Genomic DNA, 25,540 nt, shown 5'->3' on the forward strand with positions numbered 1-25,540 from the left:
TATGATGACGCAGCAACGACAGCTACAAGGGCTTCTAAATGATTTTGGTCGCCGCCAGGGCCTCTCTCTGACGCTGGTCAACGGCGTGTGCGCATTGCAGGATGAGCAGGGCCAGGAGGCGGTAGTGCTGGAGCTGCCGCCGGGAAGCGATACGCTACTGCTCCATTGCCAGCTCTTTGCCGCCACCCAGCTTGCAGAGCAACTCACCACCTGGCGGCTGTTAATGAAGCTCAACTTCGAGATGCATGCGATGCGCGGCTGCTGGCTGGCGCTGGATGAAGAGGAGCAGGTGCGGCTCTGCTACCAGCAGCCGCTGGCCGCTTTAACCCCGGCTACCTTTAGCGCGTTAATGCTCGCCTTTATGCAGCAAGCCCGGGAGGCGCGGGCGTTACTGCCGGAGATTGTGGCTGCCTGATAAGCTCAGATCCGCGCACTACTCTTCGCGGATCTCTATCACCTCATCCAGGTAGTGATCTTCCAGCTCGCGCAGCAGACGATAGACGTGGGCCACGGCATTTAACGTTTCGCGTGGGATATAGGCACCTTCGCGGGTGGTGCGCCAGAGGGTTCGGGTGAGCCAGATAAAGCGGATCACCGGTCTCTTTTTACGCTGCGCCTCTTCAATCAACGCCCGCGCCTCTTCATCACACGCCTTAAATAGCAGACGCGGCAGCGGCGTTTCATCCGGGCGGTAGTAGAGGCCGACGGCGAAATGGGTCGGGTTAACCAGCAGTACATCCGCCTCTTCGACGTTGATCTCGCGCGCAGGAACCGGCTCTTCATTCAGGATCTCCTGCGCCACCTGGCGGCGGTGGCCTTTCATATGCGGATCGCCTTCGCTCTGCTTGAACTCGTTTTTCAGATCTTCATGGCTCATACGCTGCTGTTTCAGGAAGAAGTAGCGCTGAATACCAAAATCGAACAGGCTTATCACCAGCATGACCATCAGCACCCGGCGCGACACCTTCATAAACAGCGCCATAACGCCTTGCCAGAAACCATTGAGATCGCCAAGCGCCAGTTGAGCAAGGCCGCCGAGGTCCGGCAGGATCGCTTGCCATACCACCAGGCCTATCACCACTGCTTTAACGATGCTGGTCAGAAGCTGGGTAAACTGACGGGCGGAAAACATATTCTTCAGGTGATTAACCGGGTTAAGCGCATCCAGTTTCGGTGCCAGCGCTTCGCTGGAGAAGAGCGGGCCGAACTGCACCCAGCCGCCCACTACGCGCAGTAGCATGGCAATGGCGCAGGCGAGGCCGACTAGCACCAGCATTACGGTGACGCTGTCACTTATTACCTCTTCCAGCGCGTGATCAAACGGGTCGCGCAGGCGGGATAATGGCAGCAGCATCATCGCCTGCAACCGCTGCATACCGGAGTCGACCATCGCAAAAATGGTCTCAAGGATGCCGATAGAGATAAGCAGCTTGGGGATATCCTGGCTCTGGCTGACCTGGCCTTTTTTGCGCGACTCTTTCAGTTTTTGCGGTGTGGCGTCTTCGGTTTTTTCGCTCATGGCGCGCTCCCGGCGGAAGGGGTGAAGATCTGCGGCAGGATATGGATAAGATCGCGCAGCTCATACAGCCGCGCATTTCCCAGATGGTCCAGCAGCGGCAGATAGAGGATAAAAAAGAGCATGCCGAGCAGGCATTTCAGCGGGATCGTCAGGGCCGTTGCCTGAAGCTGAGGGCTATAGAGGCTCATGATCCCGATGGCAAAATCGAGCAGCAGCATCAGCGCCACCGGCGGCCCGGCGTAGAGCACCATATCGCTGAAGACTTTCCCCACCAGCGTCAGCCAGACGTGAAAACCGGCCTCTTGGGGAAAGGGCATCCACTGGGTGGCGGACCACAGATGGTAGCTGTCCCAGATCACCTGGGTGATGGTGGATAATCCCAGCCCGGTTACCAGCAGCAATATCAGCACCTGCTGCATTAACTTGCCGAGCGGCGTCACATCCGGCCCCAGTTGGGGGTTGATCTGCCCACCCATTAAGGCGCCGCGCTGGTTATCGAATAACGCACCGACAGACTCATAGAGCCAGAAAGGCAGCGCCAGCAGCAACCCGAGCATCGTGCCTATCAACAACTCTTTCAGCACCAGCCCTGCCAGCGTCATCATCGTCGGCTCAAGCAAATCAATCTGCTCTTTAATACCCGGCGCGATAAACAGCGCCAGCGCCACGGCAATCGCGGTGCGCAGCATCCCTTTGATGACGCTAAAGGAGAAGATTGGCGTCAGTAGCAGGCAGGGGAAGATGCGCGCCATACCAAGGGATAGCGCGAGGATCCCATTGAAGGTATCGGTAAGCGGGTAACCTATCAGCATCAGGAGCCGACCGTTGCCATCATGGCAAAGGCCGCCTGCGCCAGCTCCATCAGCTCAACGCCGACCCAGCGCCCGGTGAGCGCCAGCGTCAGGCCGACCGCCATCAGCTTGATGCAAAACGGCAGGGTTTGATCCTGCAACTGCATCGCGGCCTGCACCAGCGAAATGATCACCCCGGAGATCACCGCCACCAGCAGCGGCGGCGCGGAGAGAATAACCACCAGCAGTAACCCCTGGCGAAACAGCGTCAGAATATCCATGCGGGCCTCATAAATAGCTGTAGAACAGACCGTCGAGCAGCCGCGTCCAGCCGCTGATGAGCACAAACAGCAGGATTTTCAGCGGCAGCGACACGGTCATTGGCGAGACCATCTGCATCCCGAGCGCCAGCAGGATATTGGAGACGATCAGGTCCACGACAATAAAAGGAATAAAGATCAGAAAGCCGATTTTGAAGCCGTTTTGCAGCTCCGACAGCACGAATGCCGGGATGATAAGCAGCATATTCTCCGGGGTGACCGACTCGGCCATGCGCTTTGGCCACATACGCTGGGCATTTTCCTGCAGATGGATAACGATGTCCGGGTCGGTATTTTTGCGCATAAACGTTTTCAGCGGTTCGATCCCGTTAGCGGTGGTGTATTCCAGCCGCTCCATACTGCTGAAATCGACCGGGATCGCTTTCAGCCGGTCGGTCATATCGCTAAACACCGGCGCCATAATAAAGAGCGTCGCCGCCAGCGCGATGCCGTTAAGCGCCATGGTTGGCGGTACCTGCTGCACGCCCATCGCGTTGCGCGTCAATTGCAGCACCATGGTGATTTTCAAAAAGCTGGTGCAGATAATGAGCATCATCGGCAGCAGCGCCAGCGCACCGAGAAACAGCGCCAGCATAATTGGGTTTAGCGGCCCCATCTCCATCGGAATCACCTGTTCACATCCACGACGTTCGCCACGCCCGGCAGCATATGGGTAATTTGCAGCCCCAGACGCCCTTCGACATCGACCAGCTCGCCTTTCGCCAGCGGAAACTCGCCGTGGCAGAGCAGTGCTTCACCCGGCACCACGTTATCGACGGTGACCGTCGAGCCGACATCGAGGCGATTTAACTCACCGAGCGTCAGCCTGAGATGGCCGCAGCGCACGGTTAACGCCAGCGGCAACGCATCAAAAGGCGAAGCCGCAGGCGTCGTGGTTTCAGTCAGGTTTTCATCCGGGTGTGGGGTGTCGGCAGGCAGATTATCTTCGGGGGTCACATTCACGTAAGTATTCTCCAGACGGGTAATAAGAAAACGGGCAGGATGCCCCTCCTCGAACAGCAATTCGCCCTCAAGGTGTAATTGCGCAAGGCGAAGCTCGCCGCGACCGGTCGGGGAAAAATACGAGGTAGCAGGGAAAACCACATCATCGGGGCGAAGTGTGCGTAACTGCGCGGGGGCAAACGACACCACGCCCAGATCTATCGGCAGCGATAACGGCAGGTCGCTGCAAAGCGGCGCAGGCAGCGAAAGCCAGCCAGGCTGGTTTAACAACGCCGCAAGGGTGGCAGGCGCAAGGTATAACTCACTTTGCGCCTGCGACTCGCCGAGCGTGACGCGTATCGCAAGCCAGATACCGTCATGGGGCGCGCAGGAGGCCTCTTGCGGCGTGAGATCGCCAAACAGCGCGCGCAGCGCCGGGCTGAGGTGCTGGTTAAAGAGCGGCCAGTACCACTCAGCGCACGCGCCAGGCTCCGGCAGCAGCGGGCAGGCGGAAAAGAGGCTCAGCAGCGCTTCGCTACCTGCCAGAGATAACAGCCCGGCCTTGCAGGAGAAGTGCTGCGTCGGTGGTCGATCGCCGGGGGGAGTAAGCCGGAGCTGAAGCTCACCCGCTTCCCCCTCAAGGGTAAAGGGATAGCCAACACCGTGGCCGATACGCCGGCGCAGGCTGGCCTCCTCGCGCGGCAGAGTGCGCAGGGTTAAGGGTTTCATTCCCGCCCTCCGCGCTGCTCAAAGCGCAGGCGCACGGCACAGGCCATGCGGCGGCGCAGCGACTCCCGGCAGCGCTCCTGATGGGCGGCCATCATATTCATCGCCGCTGGCGCAAAACGCAGGCTGATATCCCAGCCCGCGGCAAAAGGGCTCAGGCGGGCATCCACTTCGCCTAACAGGGGCAGCAGCAGCGTCATCGAGACCGGCCCGGCAGGCTGCTTCTCCACCATGGCGCACAGCGGAGGCTCCAGCTGTTGCCAGGCTCTGGCCGGCGAGGCGGGAGGCTCATGCTCATGGCCCAACTGTGGCCCAAAAGAGGCGCTGCCTTCCCACGGTGTGATAAGCGGTTGCGGCACGTCGCTGGTGGGAAACAACAGCGCGTCAAACAGCGAACTCTCTTCGCGAAACGGCTCGGCGCGGGATTTACGCTCGGGGTTAGCGGCGTCTGACGATGCGGTTTGCGGCGAACGGCGCTGCACCTCCGGTCGGGCAGGTGGCGCGGGGTTATTTTGCTGGGTGTGGGGTAAAGCTGTCATCGTAATGCCTCGCTATGCTCCATCAGGTATTCCAGTTTTTCCACATCACGCAGGCGCGCCTGGGTTTGCTGCTGCGCGTGCTGCACCTGCTGCTGTTGCGTGACATGCTGTGTGCGGCACTGTTGCAACTGATTACGCTGCCCGCTCACTGCGTCGCTGGCCTGGCGCTCCTCCGTCAATCCTTCGACCAGACGCTCCTGTTTTTGCAGCCCCGACTGGTGGTGTTCGGCAAAGCTCTCGCGCAGCTGTTGATAGTGCTGTTGTGCGGCTGCGAGCTGTTGTTCCGCTTCGGCTGACTGACGCTGCGATTCGCGCAAAGCCTGCTCCGCTTGCCGTTGCAGGCGTTCACTGCGGCGTAAGCGCTGGCGGCGAATCGGCAGCAGCAGCGAGAAGGCCTGCTGCAATTCAGCGTTGCCATCGTCAGTCACAATGTCGTTATCAGGCAGCGGATGACGGCGCATGCTGGCTCACCTCCGATAAGTGGTGCAGGGTGTTGTCATACTCTGTGGGGGCGTGCATTGCCTGTTGCAGATAGCCGTTAATCGCCTCCTGAGCCGCTACCGCCGCATCGGTCATCGCATCGTGGCCCGGCTGGTACTCCCCAAGGCGAATTAACATCTCAACCTGCTGCCAGGCGGACATCATGCGCCGCAGCTGCGTGGCGTCGCGGATATGCTCGCGCGTGGCGACGTTACTCATGGTGCGGCTGAGGCTTGCCAGCACATCGATAGCCGGATAATGCCCGCGCTCCGCCAGGCGGCGGGTCAGCACAATGTGGCCATCAATCAGGGATCGCACTTCATCGGCGACCGGGTCGTTCATGGAGTCGGCTTCAATCAACACCGAGTAGAGGGCGGTGATGGCCCCGCGCGAGGTTTGCCCGGCGCGCTCCAGCAGGGTCGGTAACAGGGTGTAAACCGAAGGGGGGAGACCGCCGCGCCCCGGTGGCTCGCCAAGGGCAAGGCCGATTTCACGCTGGGCGCGGGCAAAGCGCGTCAGGGAGTCGAGGATCAACAGCACGCTTTTGCCCTTATCGCGCCAGGCTTCGGCAATGGCGGTGGCGGTAAATGCGGCTCTGGCGCGCTCCATACTGCTGCGATCGGAGGTGGCGCAAATAAGAACGGTACGGCTGCGCAGCGCCTCGTCCAGTTCGTGGTCGAGAAACTCCCGCAATTCGCGCCCGCGCTCGCCAATCAACCCAAAGACGATGACATCGCAGGGGGTGTTCCGGGCGATCTCCGCCAGCAGGGTGGTTTTCCCGCAGCCCGCACCGGCAAAGATCCCGACCCGCTGGCCGACGCCGAGGGTCAGCGGGCCGTCAATCGCGCGAATACCGGTTGGCAGCGGCGTATCGATGCGCGGACGATCGGTGGGTGCCGGGGCATCGCCCAGCACGCCAACCGCATTCTCCACCGTACCGGGCAGGGCGAAGGCGCCGGGCTGGCCTGCATCGAGCGGGCGGCCAAAGCCATCCAGCACACAGCCGAGCAGGGCGTCAGAGACCACAATAGAGTGCGGCAGGCGCAGCGGCACCACGCGCGCGCCCCGGGCGATGCCGTCGAGCTGACCGAGGGCGGAGAGCAGCGTGTGCTGCGGGTTGAAGCCAACGACTTCAGCCAGCACGCTCTGCCCGTCATCCCGGGCGATCTGGCAGAGATCGCCAATCCGCGCCTGGGGCAGGCTGCTTTCAAGCAATATGCCGTTAATCCCGGTGATGCGGCCAAAACTTTCGACCGGCGAAAAGCTTGCCAGCCGCCGCCGCTGCTGTTGATACCACTCCTCCAGCGCCACCGTCATTACCAGTTCACCTTGATGTTGTCGCGACCGTTAAACTCAATCTGATCGCTGGTGATCGATACCAGCCGCAGGTGGTCCACTTCATCGCCGACAAACAGGCGCTGCCCGTCGTCGGTGACGATATTGGCGCGGCTACCGGTGGTGATTTGCACAATCCGGAAGGGCAGGCTGACCTTCAGCAGTTTGACCTGGTTATCCAGCGGGGTAGCGCTGGTGTAGGTGGCGTTAAAGCGCTCCAGCATTCGGTTAAAAACCTGCATCTGCGACTTACTGAGGCGGCCCGTCAGACGCAGCCGCTGGTTATGCATATCCAGCTTCACCACCTTTGCCAGATCGCGCTCGCGCAACATTTTCTGTAACGGTGCCTGTAACTCTGCGGGCGTGCTCTGTGGTGTCGGGGAGGCAACCTGGGTCTGGGCAACGGTGGGCTGTAAAACCCAACTGGTCACCGTCAGGGTGAGCAGCAACATCAGGCTCCATGCCAGCGTGCGGATGCCGCGGGTGAAGAACCCTTTACTGGCGGCGACGGGGGGCGCGGCCTGTGGCGGTGCTTCGGTGGATCCTTCGGGCGCAGGCGGTGTGGCAGGGGGCAGGCAGGCGGCCCACGGCGTGTCGATCCGCGCCACGCACAGCCAGACGTCGGCGACCTGGAAAGGCGCTTCAATATTGACAGTAAAAGCGTCGCCGCTCTCAGGCTGTGCCAGCCACTGGCTCTCTTCCCGGCGCAGCTCGCAGGCGCGGGCAGCAACGCGCGCATCGCTAAGCATCAGATCGGCCTCGTCGGCCTGGCCAATCAGCCATTTATCGCCGAAGAGGGGTAACGCGGCGCCCAAATGCAGGCCAGACAGCACGCGCAGTTCGAACATGATCAACTCTCCCACGTGGTAAGCGAGTAAGCGGCCGGATCAAGCTCTATACGCCCCAGCACATTTACTGCGAGATTAGGTTGTAGCTCTGCAAACGAGAGCACCGGCACATAGTGAAACTCTTCCTGGATAAGCCCGCGCATCGGGCTGCGCAGATCCTGGGCCACCAGCAGCACGGCGCTTTCCGGCGTGTCGACCGGGAAGGCGTTAGCGACGACCGAGAGAATGGCGGTGATCTGCTCATGGGTGAGGGCAAAGAAGAGGTCGTTTTGCGTCTGGCGCAGCGAGTCGCGCAACTGCTCTTCCAGCTCCGGTGTCAGCAGCCAGACATGTAGACCGTCCGGGCGGGCATACTGATAACAGAGATGATTTTTTAGTGAGATGCGCACCTGGTCAGTCAGCAGACAGATGTCGCGCTCATGCTGCCCATGCTCAATCAGCGCTTCGGCAATGGCCCGCACCGAACGCAGCGGAATACGCTCGGAAACCAGTTTTTGCAGGACGCTGGAGAAGCGAGAAATGGGCATCACGCGCTGTAACTCCTGCGATAGCTCCGGCTGCTCCGCTTCCAGCCAGCTCACCAGCGCGCGGGTCTCCTGTAGCCCGATAAAGTGCGGGCTGCTGGCGTGGATCGCGTTCTCCATGCGCTTTACCAGCATTTCCCGCGCCGTCCAGCGCTCGACCTCTTCGTTTTGCAGCAGCGGATGATCTGCCGCCAGCCAGATAAGATCGCCCTCCTGACGCCGCTCATCGCCCTCAACCACGCTCTCCCTGTCGGCTGATGGGATCTCATCCAGCCAGCGGCGTTTCACGGCCCGGTGGGTCACGTTAAATGTGCCGATCACTTTCGGGATCTCATACACCGAGAAGCGAAACTCATCCTCCGTCTGCTGGTCGAGAAATTCGATATCGAAGGCGGGCAGGGTAAAGCCGAAGTGGTAAACGATGCGGTTACGCAGGCGGCGAATATCCTGCACCAGCTCCAGCATCTCCGGATGGCCGCGCCATGATGAGGGGAAATTGATCAGGTAAGGGCGCGTAGGGTTGAACTGGCGCAAATCCTCCTTGCCGTTCAGCTCCGGCGGGATGACCTCATTCTCCATTTGTGGCTGCGCCAGGCGCAGGGTCTTCCGGACGCGCCAGATCTGAAAGCTGCCGCTAATCATCGTCAGCGCCGCCAGCAGCAGAAAAATCGCCGTTGGCATACCGGGCAGCAGGGCAAAACCCACCATCCCCATTGAGGAGAGCAGCCAGGCTTTCGGCTGGCTGGTTAACTGCTCGGCAATCTCGCGGCCAATATTGTTATCGACCGTCTGTTCATTGTCTGATGAGACGCGGGTGATCAGCATCCCGGCGGTGAGCGAGATCAGCAGCGCCGGGATCTGCGCAATCAGCCCGTCACCGATGGTCAAAATCGAGTAGATATGCATCGCTTCACCGGCAGGCATACCCAGTTGCAGCACGCCAATACTGATGCCGCCAATCAGGTTGATCACCACAATCACCAGCCCGGCGATGGCGTCGCCTTTGACAAACTTCATTGCGCCATCCATCGCCCCGAACAACTGGCTCTCTTTTGCCAGCTCATTACGGCGATTTTTGGCCTGCACCACATCAATCAAACCGGCGCGCAGATCGCTGTCGATGGACATCTGCTTACCGGGCATCGCATCAAGGGTAAAGCGCGCCGCCACTTCGGCTACCCTTTCGGAACCTTTGGTAATCACCAGGAAGTTCACCACGGTGAGGATCAGGAACATCACCATCCCGACCGCAAGGTTGCCGCCCACCACGAAGTTACCGAAAGCCGCCACCACATGGCCCGCGTCCTGCTGAATCAAGATCTGCCGGGTGGTGGAGATGGAGAGCGCCAGGCGAAACATAGTGGTCAGCAGCAGCACGGCGGGAAAGGTGGAGAACGCCAGCGGCTTCGGCAGATACATCGCCAGCACCACCAGCAGAGAGGAGAGGCAGATATTTAATGCAATCAGCGCATCAATTAATGGCAGCGGTAAGGGAATGATCAGCATAAACACCAGCGCCATAGCAAAAGCGGCCCCAACCACTTCGGAGCGTTGCATGGCGCTGATGGCGATTCGATTTAAGATCTGAAACAGGGTATTCATCTTGGGTGCCTCACGACGCGGCGTTCCGGTTGCGGCGCTGCTGTTGCTGTTCAGTTTTAGTGACGTCCGTAATCATGCCGCGCAGCAATTTCAACGCGTTGTTACGGTTCTCCTGGGCGGGCCACAGCGAGGCAGGCACGCCGTGCAGCAGCGGGAAAAGCGAACTAAAAAAGAGCGGCAGATGCTGCTTGCTCTGGCCGACAATCTCCTCCGCCAGACCGGTGAAATCACTGTGGTAGGCGCCGTTGTGGCTGATTTGTAGCATCCGGCGCGCCAGCGTCAGGCTGTTCATGGCAACCGCGGGCAGTTTGCTGCGCATGCGCTGCAAAAAGGTAGTGCTGTCGCTCAGGGTCTGGCTTATCCCGGCGGCATCGCGCAGCCCGCGGTGAATTCGGCCGAGGGTGATCACGCTAATCGAGGGAGCAAGGGCGGCGATATCATCCGCCAGCGCGCGCTGCAGGGTACGCAGCGTCGGTAACAGATGGCGTGAGCCGATAAGCTCCAGCAGCATATCCAGCATCATGGGGGCGGACTGCTGGTGGACGATGCCGTCGTAATAGAGGTTGCGCAGGGACTGTTTACGCTGCGGGTCGCTGGTATACCCGGCGATGGCTGACGCCGTATTGTTGCCTGCGCGGATGGTCTGGCCGTGGGTCTGCTCAAGCTTTTCCAGCTGCGCTGCGGCCCGAGTGCCCAGTTCTCCGTCGCCTTCCTCCGCTGCCTGCTCGCCGAGCATCCGCAGCAGCAGGGCGGTGCGCGCCGGATCGCCGCCGGTCTTCTCCAGCAGCGTGTCGCTCTCCGGCGGCGGGTTCTGGCGCAGGGCGTTACGCAGCCACTCCATCTGCTCGAGGGCTTGTTGTTCATCGCCGCCATCGAGCAGGGAAAAGAGTTCGTTCAGCTCGCCAACTTTGCTGAGCGCATGCTTGCCACGCAGCTGGTTACGTAACGCATTACGGCGCTCCTGCGCCTTTTGCTTACGCTCCATCTTTTCACTGAACGCCGCGCCAATCTCTTCCATCGCGTCATTTAATGACTCTGCCCGCACGCGGACATTGTCCGGCACGTTGGTTTTGCCTGCCGCTTGTGGCGTGTTTTTATGCAGGGCTTTTAGCGAGTGCGCCAGCGCCGGTATCGCATGTTGTATCTTGAGCATCGCCAGCCATCCTCAGTGGTCATTACCCTCTTTCTGTGTCAAAGCGCGCCTGTCGGTTCCCTGAAAAGCAGGAAAAAAAAATGTGAATAATTTCATTGGGTAACCAATGCAATTTTTTGCATAACGCAGCGGTCTGGGGAGGTAAAAACTGGCTCGGAAAACTCTGTATTAGAAATTAATTTCTTTTATAAACAGTCGGTTATTTCTTGAATGGCGGGTGGCATATCTCTTGCTAAGTAGCAGCGCACTCATTTGCTACCTATCAGAGAGACAAGAAAATGATCAATTCAACGCTCGTGTCCACTGTCGTAGAGTCACCGTTCGCGATGAACGTGAACTGGGATGAGATCTTCGTTACGCATAATAAGAAGCTCTTAAACTTCATTCGTAAACGTATCGCCAGCCAGGAGGATGCTGATGACATCTTGCAAATGACCTGTCTGGAAGTGTTGTGTAACCGGCATAAGTTCCGTGGCGCGTCCCGGCCGGAGACCTGGGTGTTTGGTATTGCCGTTAATTTGATCCGTAACTACTACAAATCGAAACAGAGCCACTATCTGTTCGACAGGCTGGATGATGAGATTACCGCCGATCTGCTGCTGGATGACGATCCCAGCGATTTAACAGAAAACAGGCAGCTCCTTAGCCATACGCTGGCATCCATCGAAATATTATCGAAAGACGTTAAGGTTATGCTCTCAATCCTGGTGGAGGAGGAGGGTAGCTATCAGGATATTGCGCAGCAGTTAGCTATCCCGGTCGGGACCGTGCGCTCGCGGCTTTCACGGGCGCGAGAGACGCTAAAAGGGAGAATTTACGCCTGAATCCTGGTTTGCTGAAAACGACAAATTAGCTGCTAAGATTATTAGCTCATTAATATTTAGCGGGTTATGACTGTCATGCCGTCGGGACGCTATTCTCTGCGGCATGATATATCCGTGGAGGGAATGATGCTTTTACAGGGTGTAACCGGGCAGGTTGATAATCATGAGGTTAATATCAGCGGCTTATCCAACATTGCCTTAGACAAAATCCATGATGCGATTTATTTGATAGACAGCCAGCTGCGTATCAAATATGTCAACGAAAAAGCCTGCCAGTTGACGGGATATTCCCGCGAGGCATTTTCGCAACTCAGCTTTGATATTATTGATAAAGAACTGCGTGACAGTGATGTGTTTGCCCTGTGGTGGAAACTCAGTACCCGTCCTGAAGGGATAACATTTACGTCGCAGCATACCGGGCGGAATAATGTTTTTCCCGTCGAGGCGAGCTGTAGCGGATATAACCAGGAGGGTGAGCTACATATATTATGTATTGTTCGCGATATGCATGAAATTCGCCGGCAGAAAGAGCAGCAGCTACTGCGGGAAAAACAGCTGCACCGGGTGGTGGAAAATTCTCCCGACCTCATTTTACGGTTTGATTTGCAGACCCGCTGTGTTTACGCCAACCTGGCGGTGCGTAACTGGTTTAACCTGAGCGAAAACGATATCAGCCGCGTGCCGCTGACCGAAAGCGTGCCGCGCGGGGGCGTCGGGCTGAGCCTGTTTAAGCTGGTTTCGCGCACCATGGTGGATGAAAACAGTGCCGAAGATGAGCTGGTGGTAAAGCGCAACGGGGAGAAACGTACCCTGCATGTGCGCTGCGTCCCGGAATATGATCTGCGCGGCGAGATAATGAGCGTGCTGGCGGTGGGGCGAGATATTACCGCTATCCGTAAGACCGAAGAGGAGCTGCGGCAGCTAACGCATAATCTGGAGCGGGCGCGGGAAGCGGAAAAAAAACAGTTGGCGCGTGATATTCATGACGAGCTGGGCCAGCATTTAACCGCGTTGCGTACCGGGTTGTCGCTGCTGGCGATGCGTAAAGATCAGTCTGCCGACGAACAGCAGGCGGAGATCGGGCAGTTGATGGGGCGTCTGGACAGCACTATTCAGGTGGTTCGGGATGTCTCAACCCGTTTGCGGCCCAACGTGCTCAATCTCGGGTTGATTCCGGCACTGGAGTGGTTGCGCGATCAGTTTATAAAAAACAACGGTATCCGCTGCATTTTGCTAGCGCCCGACGAGCATACCGTGGTGCTGGATGATGCGACGCTGACGGCGGCATTTCGCGTGGTTCAGGAGTCCCTTACCAATGTCGCCCGCCATGCCAGCGCCAGCAATGTCTATATCTTTGTCAAACTCCAGCCGGATGCGCTGCTTATCGAAGTTGTCGATAACGGCAAAGGCTTTCATCTGCAACGTGTGAAGAGAGGAACCTGCGGGCTGCACGGGATCGAGGAGCGCGGACGCATGCTAAACGGCGAGGCGACCATCAATAGCACACCCGGTAAAGGAACACGGGTTAAACTGAAGTTCCCTCTCTCTGTGAGCGTTAAATCAGCACCATCCTGTTCGAAAACCAGGAGGATAGATCGATGAGTGAACGCATACGTCTGATGATTGCCGACGATCATGCCATCATGCGCGAGGGCCTGAAGCAAATTTTTGCACTCGATGACACTATCGAAGTGGTATGTGAAGCGCCGGATAGCGGCCAGGTACTGGAGCGCTTGCGCCAGCACGACGTCGATCTGCTGCTGCTGGATATTTCGATGCCGGGCATGAGCGGGGAAGATCTGATCACCCGCCTGATACCGCTCTATCCCCAATTGCGTATTCTGGTATTGAGTATGTTTAACGAACCGCAAATTGCCCGGCGGGTGTTAAATAATGGCGCGCTGGGCTATATCACCAAAGATAAGTCGCCAGAGATTTTACTCAAAGCGATCCGCACCGTGGCGCAGGGATCACGCTATATCGATCACGATCTGGCGCAGGAAATTATCTTTTCCGACTACCAGAGTAATAATCGTGCGCCGCATGAGAGCCTGACGATGCGCGAACGGCAAATAATGATTATGCTGGCCCACGGCGAGTCGATTAATGCGATAGCCGATGCGCTCTCCATCAGTAATAAAACCGTCAGCACCTATAAATCACGCATGATGAAGCGGATGAAATTCACCAATAACGCCCATATCGTCAAATATTCCCTGCGGCATAACCTGGTGCAATAAGATCTTTCGCCAACGCCTGACGGGGGGCAATTATATTGCTACATGCCCGACCTCATTTTTAGCGGTGCAGTAGTGAGATTGAAGATAGGGTATGAAAACAAAAATCCACGCAGTTGCGTGGATTTTATCGTTTTGTGATGCGTATGAGCTTCAGCAAAACCTCATAAGACAACATAATCGTCAAGCGTTATCGTTTTTTAAATTTTCCTTTTTGTCCCGAGATAATTTCTCAAGCGTTAATAATTCCTGGCTTTTGACTTTGCGGCAAAGAGAAACTGCGTCCTGAAGCTTCCCTCGAACTTTGTCATCAAACTCGGTATCAAGCACCTGATATCGGAGGCTGTTTTTGTATGACGCGATGACGTTAACTGGGCAGATGAGCTGTATATCACCAAGAGCATAAATTTTCACTGCCTTCAGCAAATAGTATTTGTCATCAGAGGATCTTTCCTCTTGCCATGTAGGGTCTCTGAAATACTCTGCGGGATAAGAAGCTGTGGGTACACCATATACATGGGGGCGCAGATCCATGATGCCTGATGTATTAAGAAACATTGTCAATATGATAGCAGGTACCATATGAACTAATGTACAGATTACAAACATTATCGCGGCCATAACCCCACTCACCACGCCCATCTGACGTAACAAACTTGTGCGGGTTCTTAGCCTGAGGTAAACAGTACCAGGAATCAGTGAAAAGATAATCAGAAATATGGATAAGACGATAACAGTCACCGCCTGTCTGACCTGGCCTGTACCTTCCGGAAATTCGAGAGTTCTGAGAAAGAGCTCCAGAGGGAAAACATACAGGCATGCAGTCACCGCACACAGGGCAGGTTGCAGGATATGCGCGAAAATGACTGTGCCTGCTTTTTTCCTGTTACGCTCGCCGGCAATTTTCCTGCGAGTCATCCCGAGATTGAACCATAAAGAAAGTAAAATGCTGATCAGCCAGATAATACCCATCTGAACGTAATTGTTCTGTGTGACATCCTTTCCTGTGTAAAGCGAAAGAAAAATATAGCCGTAAAATATCAGCACGGAAAATAACGAAGTGAGCAGTATAATTCTGATATTGTTCTCGGTTTGTTCTTCCGCCAGACTACTGTCGACCTGATTATATGAAAAAAAAAGCCCAGTCAGCATCGAAGGCAGAAAGAACACCACACAAAAGAGGATTAAACTGATACAGGCAAAGACCATCAGATAACTGAATAATGAAGAAAAAGAGAGGCTCTCAAAAAAAAGGCCTGGCTGCCCTATCCGCGCTAAATGCGCCCATATGAAAAGTGCCGCAATAAACGTTGAGACTAACGCCGGGGTAAGGAATGATAAAAGCCAGATCCGCAGTTTTCGCAGTGTCTTTTTATAGTCTTCATTGTCCATGTTTTTACTCCTGATTATTTTTTTGAACTCACCTGACGTCCGGTTTCCTGAAGTCAGAGCGAACAGCCACACCTAGTTCTACCAGATGTAGCGAGCAGGTCTTTCTCTGCTGTCAGACCCGCATATATCTGCATGTGTTACAGAAACAATGTTATTCCATAACGGACGCTGACGACCAGACCGTTCGGCGCGGGCAGTTCAGCATAAGGGGCAAAACGGAGCTCGAACTCAGCGTACCATAGTGGTAGGTGCCGCAGAACCTGTGTTTCCGTGGCAGTATCTCGACCGCGAAAGCGGGCTGCACTACAACCTGTTCCGCTACTACGACCCGGTGACCGGGCGTTATACGCAGGTGGATCCGATTGGGTTAGCGGGCGGGCTGAATATCTACAGCTATGTGGGTGATCCGCTGGTGTGGGTGGATCCGTTGGGGTTAAGTTGCTGGAAACCAAAAAAGGTAGAAGGAAGAAAAGTTTACCAGAGGGATAATTTATTTGATCCTAATTACGTTGATGCTGATGGTTTGACTAATATTCAGAGGATGCATGCTGGAAACGCGCCTATAGGCCATGATGGTTTAGAATTGAACTTACACCATCTCGCCCAAGACGAACTCGGGGCTATGGTTGAAATATTAAGCAGTCATCGCAGCAAGAATGACACCGTGTTGCATATGTATTCTAACCAGTGAGATAAAACTTGGGTTGGTCCTGGTGGTATCCTTCGAACCTATAGTAGTGCACCGCCTTCTATGAATAGACGGCCATTTAATCGCTGGAAGAAAAAATATTGGAAAGCTGAGTGCTGGACTTTTAGGGGGCTAAATGATTGATTTTTATAAAGAACTTGATGATTTAATTAGTGCAAGTGGTGAGGAGGCGCAAGGAAGTGGTCCCGCCCCTGAGGATGTAATTGAGCTTTATGAGAAAGAGCTTAAGGTTAAATTCCCTCCCACATATAAGTTTTTTTTAGAGAAATATGGGACGCTTTCATTTAATGGAGAGTCATTTTATGGCATCTCAAAGTTAGGCTTGGCCGCACAATCTGCACCTGATGTCAGGTATACAACACTTAAGGCCAGAGAACTTGGCGATATTGATAACAATATGATTTTGATAAAATCCTCTGGTTATGGCCCACTATTTTCTATTGACGTATCTGTTCAAAGTGGTGGCGAGGCAGCAGTAGTGGAAACAGACTTATCATTCAAGAGAGATGGCAGTAAAAAAATCGTGGCTAAGACTTTTGCAGATTTTTTGGTTTGTGAAACTAAAAAGTCTTTGGAAGATTTATAATATCTTTGAAGAGCTTACATGCGCGCCGTGTTAACCATGCTTTAAGGTATGGTATCCAGAGCAGGATTCAGTATGACGCTCTCGGTGGCATGAGTGTCCCAGGAATTCCAGGCATAATAAATCAGATGAAATTATGAATATAAACCAGGCATCGATCGAAAAGTTATTAAGAATCAATTGGCTTTCAAACGCAGGAAAATATAGCTCTATTCCTGACACTATACGCGTTAAAAATATAAATGCTTTTCAAATTAATCTGGAAAGTGAAGAGTGGGAAAATGTTACTTTAGAAGCCCGAAATAATATCACAGGTTGGTTGGCGAAAAAACATGTCAATGCTTTTCTTGAATGGAACAAGCTCGCAGATGCTGCTGCTATTATCATTGAAAGTAAAATAGTTCCACAAATCCCTCTTATAGGAGGGAATCAAAAGGCTTTGCTTAGTAATATAAAGTGGGATTTATTAAATTATCTATTAGAGGATGCTTATAGTCCCCTTTTAAATAAGTCACTTTTTTTTATGAATCTTATTTCTATTTATGAGCAAGGTCATATGCCCTGTGGCTGGGCCGGTCAGTGGCCCCAGGGCGAGCTAATAATTTACTAGCCCTACTGGCGGAATGCGCCGCGAACTGCTTTTCGAGCGCCGCTACCGCTGGGACCGCACCGATCAGAGAGTCCAGCAGATACACACCGACGCGACGCCCGCCATGCCGGGCGAGAAGTACAGCCAGTACCTGTGGTCTACGACGCGGCGGGGCAGGTGACAAAGGCCGTCGAACCGCAGAAAAAAGAGCGCTTCTTCTGGGACCCGGCAGGCAACCGCACCGAAGAACACCGTAACCCGGTGTGGCACAACCTGCTGCTGCGCCTGGGCGGGCTGAAACTCGATCGGGATTAATACCTACAGCTATGTGGGTGGATCCGTTGGGGTTAGTTGCATGTTATAAGCCACCGCATGAGAATGTTTTTTACAGGACCATGTCAAAAGAAGATTTTGCTGTTTTACAAAAAACAGGACGTATGCCTGCTACAACCGAAACAACAATATCTCCAACCCGTGAATTTTCAGAAGACTATGACGGGATATTGGTACAATTCAATCTAAAACCAGGTACGCGAGCACAGTTAGAAGGTATTGGCATTAGAGATAATTCTGATCTGTCTGCTGTAACACATCCTGATATACCAAGCCCAGTAAAATCAAAAGGTTGGGGGTTGAAAATGCTTGATTTAAAGGCGATGATGACCAGATAAATATTCGTCCTCGAAGGGAAGGGGGCGCTGCTTTAAAAATCTTTAACGATGGTATCGATTCTTTTAATGTGTTGAGGCAATAATGAATTCAGAGCAAAAGAACTTAGTGCTTTCCGTGGTTAATAATAAGCCGCTTAGATCTGGAAAAATAACAGATGAAGAATTTCTAAAACTTTTCCCATGTACTCACGGAAATGTTGAGTGTTTTATAGATGACATTTTAAAAAATGCGCACTCTTCTACAGACCTGAAAGAAGTTGAATACGCTTTATATATTGGCTTTCATTTTGGATTTACAAGCAAGCATGAAGATATCTTGATACATCTTTTGGGTGATGATTTTCATTATAAACATGATGATGTTGTGCGGGCTTTAGTTGAAATAAAGGCTAAAAGCGATGATGCAGTAAATGCCCTATATAACTGTGCTTTATCTGAATATGATTATTTGGCTGATGACAGAGAGGACGATAATTACATGTTGACATGGAACTGTATATACGCTTTAGCGAAAATAGGTTCTAAATACGCTGTTGAGAAATTAAAAGCATTGTCAAGAAATCCCATTCCTGAAATAAATAGTAAAGCAGTACAGGTTGGAAAGTCTTACGGTGTTTTAGATTAGAAAATAAATTTTTATTTAAGCCGGTTTCCGGCTTGAATTTTATAAGGCCGTTCTTGAGGGAGAAGCGAAATTGCTAAATGTATGTCCCCAGTATCTATGCATCCTTTTATCTTTTTGACAAGGCTGGTTACATCTGAAATGTTGGCAATCCATTTTTTGCAATATTCGGGTGTCGCGCAGCATCAGCTTTGAAAATGAGGCAGCGCGAGGTGAAGGCGGGCTTAACAACGTCCGCTCCTGGCACAAAGTGGCTCTTGAGGAATGAGTTCTATCTTGTGGTTCACTAAGTGCATTAAGTTCTAATTGGATCCTGCTACCCATTTGTCCAACATATCCTCCCATTCCCGAATCATCACTTTACGCTCATCAAGATAGGTTGCATGGTTGTATGTGCGACGAACATTATTGGTATCAGCGTGCGCAAGTTTGGCCTCAATAGCATCAGTTCGATAGCCCCTATCGTCTAAACGGGTACTTTCTGTGGTTCGGCTTGCATGAGGGCTATAAGAACCACTCCAGCCCAGGCTTTTCACTAGCTGACGAAGAGAGTGCGATGTCATTGGACCTGGTGGATTTTCCCTTCCCGGAAAAAGGTGCTGCCATGCCTGGTTAATCCTTGTAATGTTTTGAGCATGTTGAGGGCCTGGGATGGGAATAATATTTTCCCTAACAGCTTTCATGCGCGTTGCTGGGATGGTCCACAGTCCGTTATCAAGATGATGATCTCTCTGATAGGGAGCATACCGATAAAAATAAAAATCCACGCAGTTGCGTGGATTTTATCGTTTTGGTGATGCGTATGAGATTCAGCAAAACCCCATAAGACCACACATCATATTTAGACGTTAAACAGGAAGTTCATCACATCGCCATCTTTAACGATGTACTCTTTCCCTTCTGAACGCATCTTGCCGGCTTCTTTCGCGCCTTGTTCGCCTTTATAAGCGATGAAATCTTCATAGGCGATGGTCTGGGCGCGGATAAAGCCTTTCTCGAAGTCGGTGTGGATTTTACCGGCCGCCTGCGGAGCGGTTGCGCCGACAGGAATGGTCCATGCGCGTACCTCTTTCACGCCAGCGGTGAAGTAGGTTTGCAGGTTCAGCAGCTCATACCCGGCGCGGATGACGCGGTTCAGGCCCGGCTCTTCCAGACCCAGCTCAGCCATAAACTCATCGCGGTCAGCATCGTCCAGCTCGGCGATGTCAGACTCAACGGCGGCGCAAACGGCAACCACCACGGAACCCTCTTTCGCGGCGATATCGCGCACGGTGTCGAGGTACGGGTTGTTCTCGAAGCCATCTTCATTGACGTTAGCAATGTACATGGTCGGTTTCAGGGTCAGGAAGCTCAGGTAGCGAATAGCCGCTTTCTCTTCAGCAGAGAGATCCAGCGAGCGCAGCATACCGGCGTTTTCCAGCTGCGGCAGGCATTTTTCCAGTGCAGACAGCTCAGCTTTTGCATCTTTGTCGCCGCCTTTGGCTTTCTTCTGCACGCGGTGGATTGCGCGTTCGCAGGTATCCAGATCCGCCAGCGCCAGCTCGGTATTGATAACGTCAATATCGTCAGCCGGATCGACCTTGTTATTGACGTGAATGATGTTGTCATTCTCAAAGCAGCGCACAACGTGGCCGATGGCTTCGGTTTCACGGATGTTGGTCAGGAACTGGTTGCCGAGGCCTTCACCTTTGGAGGCGCCTTTTACCAGACCGGCGATATCAACGAACTCCATGGTGGTCGGCAGAACGCGCTGCGGTTTAACAATTTCCGCCAGCTTATCGAGACGCGGATCGGGCATCGGTACGACACCGGTGTTCGGCTCAATGGTACAGAACGGGAAGTTCGCCGCTTCGATACCCGCTTTGGTGAGCGCGTTGAACAGGGTGGATTTACCTACGTTAGGCAGACCAACGATACCGCATTTGAATCCCATGATGTAATTACCTTAATCTCTTGATAATCAACCCGTTATTAAAAACGGATTGTCGAAAAGTGAAAAACTGCGCCTAGTATACACATAACCAATGTTATGCGCGGCAAAAAAGGCGCTGGGCGCGCTTACTGCGCTTTAAAAGCGTGCAGGCGATTGGTGGCTTTGGTCAGCCCCTCTTTCAGCCACACTTCGGTACAACGCGCCGCTTCGTCTACCGCATCGTCGATTAGCGTCTGTTCTGACACCGGCGGTTTACCCAGCACAAAACCGACAACTTTGTTTTTATCGCCCGGATGGCCAATTCCGATGCGTAAGCGGTGAAAATTGGGGTTATTGCCCAGTTTGCTGATGATATCTTTCAGGCCATTATGCCCACCGTGGCCGCCGCCAAGCTTAAATTTTGCCACCCCGGGCGGCAGATCGAGTTCATCGTGCGCCACGAGGATCTCGTCGGGATTGATACGGTAAAAGGTCGCCATCGCCGCCACGGCTTTACCGCTCAGGTTCATAAATGTCGTGGGCACCAGCAGGCGCACATCTTCGCCCGCCAGCTGAATGCGCGAGGTGAAACCAAAGAACTTCGGCTCGTCGCGTAACGGCGCGCGGGCGCGCTCCGCCAGTAAATCCACATACCATGCGCCAGCGTTATGGCGTGTCGCGGCATACTCCGCGCCGGGGTTTGCCAGCCCGACAATCAGTTTAATCGTCACTTTCTCTTCCTGACCAGGTCAATGTCCGGCGCGTAGTTTACGTCGAGAGGCGCGCGATGACAAAATTCTCACATCCGATGAGCCGTGAAGGGGAATGATTACTCACCTCAACCATTCGAATTTCAACGAGTTCATGGTGTTATGTGTAAATTTATGTTAGGCGGATATGTGTAATTGTGATCCTGCCCGCAACCGCCAAAAAGTGCGCTGTCTATACTTTGCACACAAGGATTGGGGATATCCCATCCAACCCACTGTTCGGAGGTGACACATGAAACGTAGAAACGCGTCGTTACTCGGCAATGCGCTCATGGGGTTGGGGTTAATTGTGATGGTTGTCGGCGTCGGGTATTCGGTTCTCAACCAGCTTCCGCAGATTAACCTGCCACAGTTTTTCGCCCACGGCGCGGTGCTCAGCATCTTCCTTGGCGCGGTGCTCTGGCTGGCAGGCGCGCGCGTCAGCGGCCATGAAGAGGTGTGCGACAAATACTGGTGGGTGCGTCACTATGACAAACGCTGCCGTCGCGACCGGCAAAACCACGGCTAACCAGCACTGATTTCGATAACGGCTCCTGCGGGAGCCGTTTTTTTTGGTCTTTTGCTTTACCCTCACGTAACGTGAGGCGCGAAAGTGGCGTCTGTGGAGCACGAAAGGAGCAGTTATGTTAATTCAGGTAGGTGAGCTGGCGCGGCGCGCAGGCATTAGCGTTCGCACCCTTCATCATTATGAGCATATTGGCCTGCTGCTGCCTTCTGCCCGAAGCGCCGCCGGTTACCGGCTCTATAACCTCGCTGATGTGAAGCGCCTGCAGCTGATTCAGGCGCTGGCAAAATCGGGGATGGAACTGGCGGCAATTGGCGACTACCTGGCGCGGGAAACGCGCCCGCTGGCTGAACTGTTAAATGACCAGATTACCCGGCTCGACAGGCAGGTGCGCGATATCGTGACCCTGCGCGATCGCCTTGTCGATCTCCGGGATGGTCTTGCCCGCGGCGCGGAGTCCGACCTCGAGTCATGGCTACAGACACTGGAGTTGATGAAAATGTACGATCGTTGGTTTACGCCGCAGGAGTTAGACGAGTTACCGTTTGCCGCCCGGGATGAAGCGCGTGACCGCGTCTGGGCGACGCTGGTTAGCGAAGCGCAAACACTGATGGACAACAACGTGGCAGCGGATGATGCGCAGGCGATGGATCTGGCGACCCGCTGGATGACGCGTCTTGAGCAGGATACGGCCAAGAAGCCGGAGTTTTTAACGCGGCTTAATGAGATGCACAGCGCTGAACCGCAGATGCGCGAGCAGACCGGCATTACCCCTGCGATGACCGAGTACATCACCCGCAGTTTTGCCGAGAGCAAGCTGGCTATCTGGCAGCGCTACTTAACGCCGCAGGAGATGGCCTTCACCCGCGCACACTACTTCGACCGCATGATGGAGTGGCCTGCGCTGGTGGCAAAACTGCACGATGCCAGCCGCCGCGCGCTTGATCCGCAAAGCGATGAGGCGCAGGCGCTGGCGGCAAACTGGCTGGAGCTATTTCAGTCCTATGCCGGGCGCGATCCGCAGACGCAGCAGAAGTTTCGCACGGCGATGGAGCAGGAGCCGCATCTGATGAAGGGCACCTGGATGACGCCCGCGGTGTTGCAGTGGCTCCAGCGGGCAATTGAAGTGATGATGCGCGCCCGTTACGGCGCGCCGGGATCAGAGATCGGCTAACGCCGCGTCGCGGTTCGGGAAGAAGGCCAGCCTGCCGGGGATGGGTTGAATACCGGCGCGGGCAAAGGTGCGCAGCGGCTGGAACTCCAGGTTGCTGACACGAAGCTCCACGCCCTCCGGCAGGCGGCTGACAAAACGGCGGAAGGCATCGAGCCCACCGGCGTCCAGCACCGGCACCGCGTCCCACTTCAGCACCACGATGCGTTTTCCGGCGATACGCGTCTCCAGATCGCTGAACAGCCCCTCTGCCGCCGCGAAAAAGAGCGGGCCGATGACTCTCAGCACCAGCACATCATCCGGCACGCTGACATTCACCGCCGCAAGACGCGTCATGCGCGCGATGCGGCGCATAAACAGCAGCGAGGCGAGGACAATGCCAACGCTGATAGCAATCACCATATCGAACAGCACCGTCAGCGACATGCAGATCAGCATCACCACAATGTCATCGGCCGGCGCGCGGCGCAGCAGATCAACCACCTTATGCGCTTCGCTCATATTCCACGCCACCATCAGCAGCAGCGCGGCCATCGCCGAGAGCGGCAGCCAGGAGAGCAGGGGAGCCAGCACCAGCAGCGCCATGATCACCAGCAGGGAGTGGATCACCGCCGAAATGGGTGAGGTGGCACCGGCGCGCACGTTTGCCGCCGAGCGGGCAATCGCCGCAGTAGCCGTAATGCCGCCAAAGAAGGGCGCGACGATATTGCCCAGCCCCTGGCCAATCAGCTCACTGTTGGCTTTGTGCTTGGTGCCGGTCATGCCGTCGAGCACTACCGCGCAGAGCAGGGATTCAATCGCGCCAAGCATGGCCATGGAAAACGCCGCGGGCAACAGGGCGCGCAGGGAGTCCCAGCTTAAGGTAAAGGTCGAGCCAGGCAGATCCCACGGCAGCACCAGCTGCGGCGGCAGTTGCGGAATACCGTTGCCCTGGCTGCCGTCAGCCAGCAGATAGTGAAACTGCGAACCGATAGTTGCGACATGGCCGCCAAGCAGGTTGACCACCCCCATCACCGCACAACCGGCCAGCAGCGCCGGCAGATGCCCCGGCACGCGCAAACGCAGGCGCGGCCAGAGGATCAGCGTGCCGAGCGTCACCACGCCGATGGCGGCATCGCCCGGATTAATGGTCGGCAGCGCCATCACCAGTGCGCCCACTTTTTGCAGGTAATGCTCCGGCACATGGGCCATTTGCAGACCGAGAAAATCTTTGATCTGCATGGTGCCGATGGTAATGCCGATCCCGGAGGTAAACCCGAGGGTCACGGAGAGCGGGATGTACTCAATCAGGCGGCCAAAACGCGCCAGACCGAAAAGGATCAGGAATACCCCGGACATCAGCGTCGCCACCAGCAGGCCGCCGAGGCCAAACTGTTGCGAAACCGGGTAGAGGATCACTACAAACGCTGCTGTCGGGCCAGAGACGCTATAGCGCGACCCGCCGCTCAGGGCAATCACAATGCCCGCGACGGCGGCGGTGTATAAACCGTATTGCGGCGCGACGCCGCTGCCAATCGCCAACGCCATCGCCAGCGGAATGGCGATAATGCCTACCGTGATCCCGGCGATCAGGTCGCGGGTAAAGCGGGCGGCGGTATATTTTTCTTTCCAGCAGGCATCAATCAGCGCGCGGAAAGGCATGATGTGGGGAGAAAGTAACGTTTTCACAGGAGTCACTCTTTTGCGAAGCGTAGTCTAACTAATTAATAAATCATACAAATAAAAAAGAGGGTTAAAAAAACCCGCCGGAGCGGGTTTGATATGCAGTATCGATTAATGTTCGAACATCGCAGAGATCGATTCTTCATTGCTGATACGACGGATAGCTTCGGCCAGCATGCCAGAGAGCGTCAGCGTACGTACGTTCGGCAGCGCTTTGATCTCTTCGCTCAGCGGAATGGTGTCGCAGACCACCACTTCGTCAATCACGGAGTTGCGCAGGTTATTCACCGCATTACCGGAGAAAATCGGGTGCGTGGCGTAAGCGAAGACGCGTTTCGCGCCGCGCTCTTTCAGGGCTTCTGCTGCTTTGCACAGCGTACCGCCGGTGTCGATCATATCGTCAACCAGCACGCAGTCGCGGTTCGCCACGTCGCCGATGATGTGCATCACCTGCGAAACGTTGGCGCGCGGGCGGCGCTTATCGATGATCGCCATGTCGGTATCGTTCAGCAGTTTGGCAATCGCACGTGCGCGAACCACACCGCCGATATCCGGCGAAACCACAATCGGGTTGTCGAGGTTCAGCTGCAGCATATCTTCGAGCAGAATCGGGCTGCCGAACACGTTATCAACCGGTACATCAAAGAAGCCCTGAATCTGTTCAGCATGCAGGTCTACGGTGAGGACGCGGTCAACGCCAACGCTTGAGAGGAAATCGGCAACCACTTTTGCGGTAATCGGTACGCGAGCGGAGCGGACGCGGCGATCCTGACGGGCGTAACCAAAGTAGGGGATAACGGCGGTGATACGGCCTGCGGAAGCACGGCGCAGGGCATCGACCATCACAACCAATTCCATCAGGTTGTCGTTAGTAGGAGCACAAGTGGACTGGATGATGAAAATATCACCACCGCGTACGTTTTCGTTGATTTGTACGCTGACTTCGCCGTCGCTAAAGCGACCTACGGCGGCGTCGCCGAGAGAAGTGTACAGGCGGTTGGCAATACGTTGTGCTAGTTCCGGGGTGGCGTTACCAGCAAAAAGCTTCATATCAGGCACGAGAAGAACCTCAGGCATGCGTCCAGTGGTGGATAGGATACGCCAAAATGTGCGG

General features: G+C 55.0%; 28 protein-coding genes and 3 pseudogenes. 13 read left to right on the plus strand and 18 right to left on the minus strand.

Annotation, left to right across the window (positions count from 1 at the left end; all coding sequences use genetic code 11):
• The first annotated feature begins 1 nt into the window (after nt 1).
• The gene (locus IAE50_RS16570) at nt 2-415 is read left to right on the plus strand and encodes a type III secretion system chaperone (protein WP_200580745.1); all 414 of its coding nucleotides are present in this window, start codon (nt 2-4) and stop codon (nt 413-415) included.
• Between the two features lie 18 nt (nt 416-433).
• Here the strand turns inward: IAE50_RS16570 and sctU are convergent, their stop codons facing one another.
• Genes sctU through sctW form a run of 11 tightly spaced genes read right to left on the minus strand, consistent with a single transcriptional unit; the run spans nt 434 to nt 10,779 of the window.
• Entirely contained in the window at nt 434-1,519 is a 1,086-nt protein-coding gene (gene sctU / locus IAE50_RS16575; RefSeq protein WP_200580746.1) for a type III secretion system export apparatus subunit SctU, read from the minus strand.
• Nucleotides 1,516-2,331: a type III secretion system export apparatus subunit SctT gene (gene sctT / locus IAE50_RS16580; RefSeq protein ID WP_200580747.1), complete on the minus strand. Its 816-nt coding sequence runs from the start codon at nt 2,329-2,331 to the stop codon at nt 1,516-1,518. The genes sctU and sctT overlap by 4 nt, the downstream gene beginning before the upstream one ends.
• Entirely contained in the window at nt 2,331-2,591 is a 261-nt protein-coding gene (gene sctS, locus IAE50_RS16585) for a type III secretion system export apparatus subunit SctS (protein ID WP_200580748.1), read from the minus strand. Before sctS ends, sctT begins: the two co-directional genes overlap by 1 nt.
• A gap of 7 nt (nt 2,592-2,598) precedes the next feature.
• The gene (gene sctR, locus IAE50_RS16590; protein WP_023478788.1) at nt 2,599-3,252 is read right to left on the minus strand and encodes a type III secretion system export apparatus subunit SctR; all 654 of its coding nucleotides are present in this window, start codon (nt 3,250-3,252) and stop codon (nt 2,599-2,601) included.
• A gap of 5 nt (nt 3,253-3,257) precedes the next feature.
• Nucleotides 3,258-4,301 (minus strand): FliM/FliN family flagellar motor switch protein, encoded by a 1,044-nt coding sequence (locus IAE50_RS16595; RefSeq protein WP_200580749.1) that lies wholly within the window; start codon nt 4,299-4,301, stop codon nt 3,258-3,260.
• Entirely contained in the window at nt 4,298-4,837 is a 540-nt protein-coding gene (locus IAE50_RS16600) for a type III secretion system HrpP C-terminal domain-containing protein (protein WP_200580750.1), read from the minus strand. Before IAE50_RS16600 ends, IAE50_RS16595 begins: the two co-directional genes overlap by 4 nt.
• Nucleotides 4,834-5,298, minus strand: coding sequence for a type III secretion protein (locus tag IAE50_RS16605; RefSeq protein WP_200580751.1), 465 nt, complete (start codon nt 5,296-5,298; stop codon nt 4,834-4,836). Before IAE50_RS16605 ends, IAE50_RS16600 begins: the two co-directional genes overlap by 4 nt.
• A complete protein-coding gene (gene sctN, locus IAE50_RS16610) occupies nt 5,276-6,634 on the minus strand; it encodes a type III secretion system ATPase SctN (protein ID WP_200580752.1) in 1,359 nt (452 codons plus the stop codon). The genes IAE50_RS16605 and sctN overlap by 23 nt, the downstream gene beginning before the upstream one ends.
• Entirely contained in the window at nt 6,634-7,500 is an 867-nt protein-coding gene (locus tag IAE50_RS16615; RefSeq protein ID WP_200580753.1) for an FHA domain-containing protein, read from the minus strand. The genes sctN and IAE50_RS16615 overlap by 1 nt, the downstream gene beginning before the upstream one ends.
• Nucleotides 7,501-7,502: 2 nt before the next feature.
• Nucleotides 7,503-9,626, minus strand: coding sequence for a type III secretion system export apparatus subunit SctV (sctV, locus tag IAE50_RS16620; RefSeq protein ID WP_200135293.1), 2,124 nt, complete (start codon nt 9,624-9,626; stop codon nt 7,503-7,505).
• Nucleotides 9,627-9,636: 10 nt separating this feature from the next.
• Nucleotides 9,637-10,779, minus strand: a complete 1,143-nt coding sequence (gene sctW, locus IAE50_RS16625; protein WP_200580754.1) for a type III secretion system gatekeeper subunit SctW — start codon at nt 10,777-10,779, stop codon at nt 9,637-9,639.
• Nucleotides 10,780-11,057: 278 nt separating this feature from the next.
• Between sctW and IAE50_RS16630 the strand changes: the two genes are divergently transcribed.
• From IAE50_RS16630 to IAE50_RS16640, 3 genes are all read left to right on the plus strand, one after another.
• A complete protein-coding gene (locus IAE50_RS16630; protein ID WP_042713537.1) occupies nt 11,058-11,603 on the plus strand; it encodes an RNA polymerase sigma factor in 546 nt (181 codons plus the stop codon).
• A gap of 123 nt (nt 11,604-11,726) precedes the next feature.
• A complete protein-coding gene (locus IAE50_RS16635) occupies nt 11,727-13,205 on the plus strand; it encodes a PAS domain S-box protein (protein WP_232045438.1) in 1,479 nt (492 codons plus the stop codon).
• Nucleotides 13,202-13,843, plus strand: a complete 642-nt coding sequence (locus IAE50_RS16640; protein WP_076769950.1) for a response regulator transcription factor — start codon at nt 13,202-13,204, stop codon at nt 13,841-13,843. The genes IAE50_RS16635 and IAE50_RS16640 overlap by 4 nt, the downstream gene beginning before the upstream one ends.
• Before the next feature lie 180 nt (nt 13,844-14,023).
• Here the strand turns inward: IAE50_RS16640 and IAE50_RS16645 are convergent, their stop codons facing one another.
• Nucleotides 14,024-15,232 (minus strand): hypothetical protein, encoded by a 1,209-nt coding sequence (locus tag IAE50_RS16645; RefSeq protein WP_232045439.1) that lies wholly within the window; start codon nt 15,230-15,232, stop codon nt 14,024-14,026.
• Between the two features lie 158 nt (nt 15,233-15,390).
• Here IAE50_RS16645 and IAE50_RS26640 point away from each other — a divergent pair.
• The 7 genes and pseudogenes from IAE50_RS26640 to IAE50_RS16680 form a co-directional block, all read left to right on the plus strand.
• A pseudogene (locus IAE50_RS26640) lies at nt 15,391-15,671 on the plus strand (RHS repeat-associated core domain-containing protein); the annotation flags it as partial.
• Entirely contained in the window at nt 15,651-15,923 is a 273-nt protein-coding gene (locus IAE50_RS26045; protein ID WP_309228092.1) for an HNH/ENDO VII family nuclease, read from the plus strand. The pseudogene IAE50_RS26640 and the gene IAE50_RS26045, both read left to right, overlap by 21 nt.
• Before the next feature lie 133 nt (nt 15,924-16,056).
• Entirely contained in the window at nt 16,057-16,527 is a 471-nt protein-coding gene (locus IAE50_RS16660; protein ID WP_200580755.1) for an SMI1/KNR4 family protein, read from the plus strand.
• Between the two features lie 133 nt (nt 16,528-16,660).
• Nucleotides 16,661-17,134 carry a hypothetical protein gene (locus IAE50_RS16665; RefSeq protein ID WP_200580756.1) on the plus strand — a complete coding sequence of 158 codons (474 nt, stop codon included), beginning with the start codon at nt 16,661-16,663 and terminating at the stop codon, nt 17,132-17,134.
• A 16-nt stretch (nt 17,135-17,150) separates the two neighbouring features.
• A pseudogene (locus IAE50_RS16670) lies at nt 17,151-17,425 on the plus strand (Rhs-family protein); the annotation flags it as partial.
• A gap of 83 nt (nt 17,426-17,508) precedes the next feature.
• Nucleotides 17,509-17,784 (plus strand): hypothetical protein, encoded by a 276-nt coding sequence (locus IAE50_RS16675; protein ID WP_200580757.1) that lies wholly within the window; start codon nt 17,509-17,511, stop codon nt 17,782-17,784.
• 82 nt (nt 17,785-17,866) lie between these two features.
• Nucleotides 17,867-18,409: a HEAT repeat domain-containing protein gene (locus IAE50_RS16680; protein WP_200580758.1), complete on the plus strand. Its 543-nt coding sequence runs from the start codon at nt 17,867-17,869 to the stop codon at nt 18,407-18,409.
• A gap of 11 nt (nt 18,410-18,420) precedes the next feature.
• On the opposite strand, the pseudogene IAE50_RS26745 reads toward IAE50_RS16680, so the two are convergent.
• The 4 genes and pseudogenes from IAE50_RS26745 to pth form a co-directional block, all read right to left on the minus strand.
• A pseudogene (locus IAE50_RS26745) lies at nt 18,421-18,567 on the minus strand (hypothetical protein); the annotation flags it as partial.
• Nucleotides 18,568-18,708: 141 nt separating this feature from the next.
• The gene (locus IAE50_RS16690) at nt 18,709-19,173 is read right to left on the minus strand and encodes a tyrosine-type recombinase/integrase (protein WP_200580759.1); all 465 of its coding nucleotides are present in this window, start codon (nt 19,171-19,173) and stop codon (nt 18,709-18,711) included.
• Between the two features lie 74 nt (nt 19,174-19,247).
• Entirely contained in the window at nt 19,248-20,339 is a 1,092-nt protein-coding gene (gene ychF / locus IAE50_RS16695) for a redox-regulated ATPase YchF (RefSeq protein WP_042711685.1), read from the minus strand.
• A 125-nt stretch (nt 20,340-20,464) separates the two neighbouring features.
• Nucleotides 20,465-21,049: an aminoacyl-tRNA hydrolase gene (gene pth / locus IAE50_RS16700; RefSeq protein WP_023478596.1), complete on the minus strand. Its 585-nt coding sequence runs from the start codon at nt 21,047-21,049 to the stop codon at nt 20,465-20,467.
• A 271-nt stretch (nt 21,050-21,320) separates the two neighbouring features.
• Between pth and ychH the strand changes: the two genes are divergently transcribed.
• Entirely contained in the window at nt 21,321-21,596 is a 276-nt protein-coding gene (ychH, locus tag IAE50_RS16705; RefSeq protein WP_042711688.1) for a stress-induced protein YchH, read from the plus strand.
• A 115-nt stretch (nt 21,597-21,711) separates the two neighbouring features.
• On the plus strand, nt 21,712-22,767 hold the full coding sequence (locus IAE50_RS16710; RefSeq protein WP_200580760.1) for a MerR family transcriptional regulator: 1,056 nt from the start codon (nt 21,712-21,714) through the stop codon (nt 22,765-22,767).
• Here the strand turns inward: IAE50_RS16710 and dauA are convergent.
• Entirely contained in the window at nt 22,753-24,405 is a 1,653-nt protein-coding gene (gene dauA, locus IAE50_RS16715) for a C4-dicarboxylic acid transporter DauA (protein ID WP_200580769.1), read from the minus strand. The genes IAE50_RS16710 and dauA overlap by 15 nt on opposite strands.
• 132 nt (nt 24,406-24,537) lie before the next feature.
• Entirely contained in the window at nt 24,538-25,485 is a 948-nt protein-coding gene (gene prs / locus IAE50_RS16720; protein ID WP_007371855.1) for a ribose-phosphate diphosphokinase, read from the minus strand.
• Nucleotides 25,486-25,540: the final 55 nt, after the last annotated feature.

Source organism: Kosakonia sp. S42, assembly GCF_016624785.1.
In the GTDB taxonomy this organism is placed as follows: domain Bacteria; phylum Pseudomonadota; class Gammaproteobacteria; order Enterobacterales; family Enterobacteriaceae; genus Kosakonia; species Kosakonia cowanii.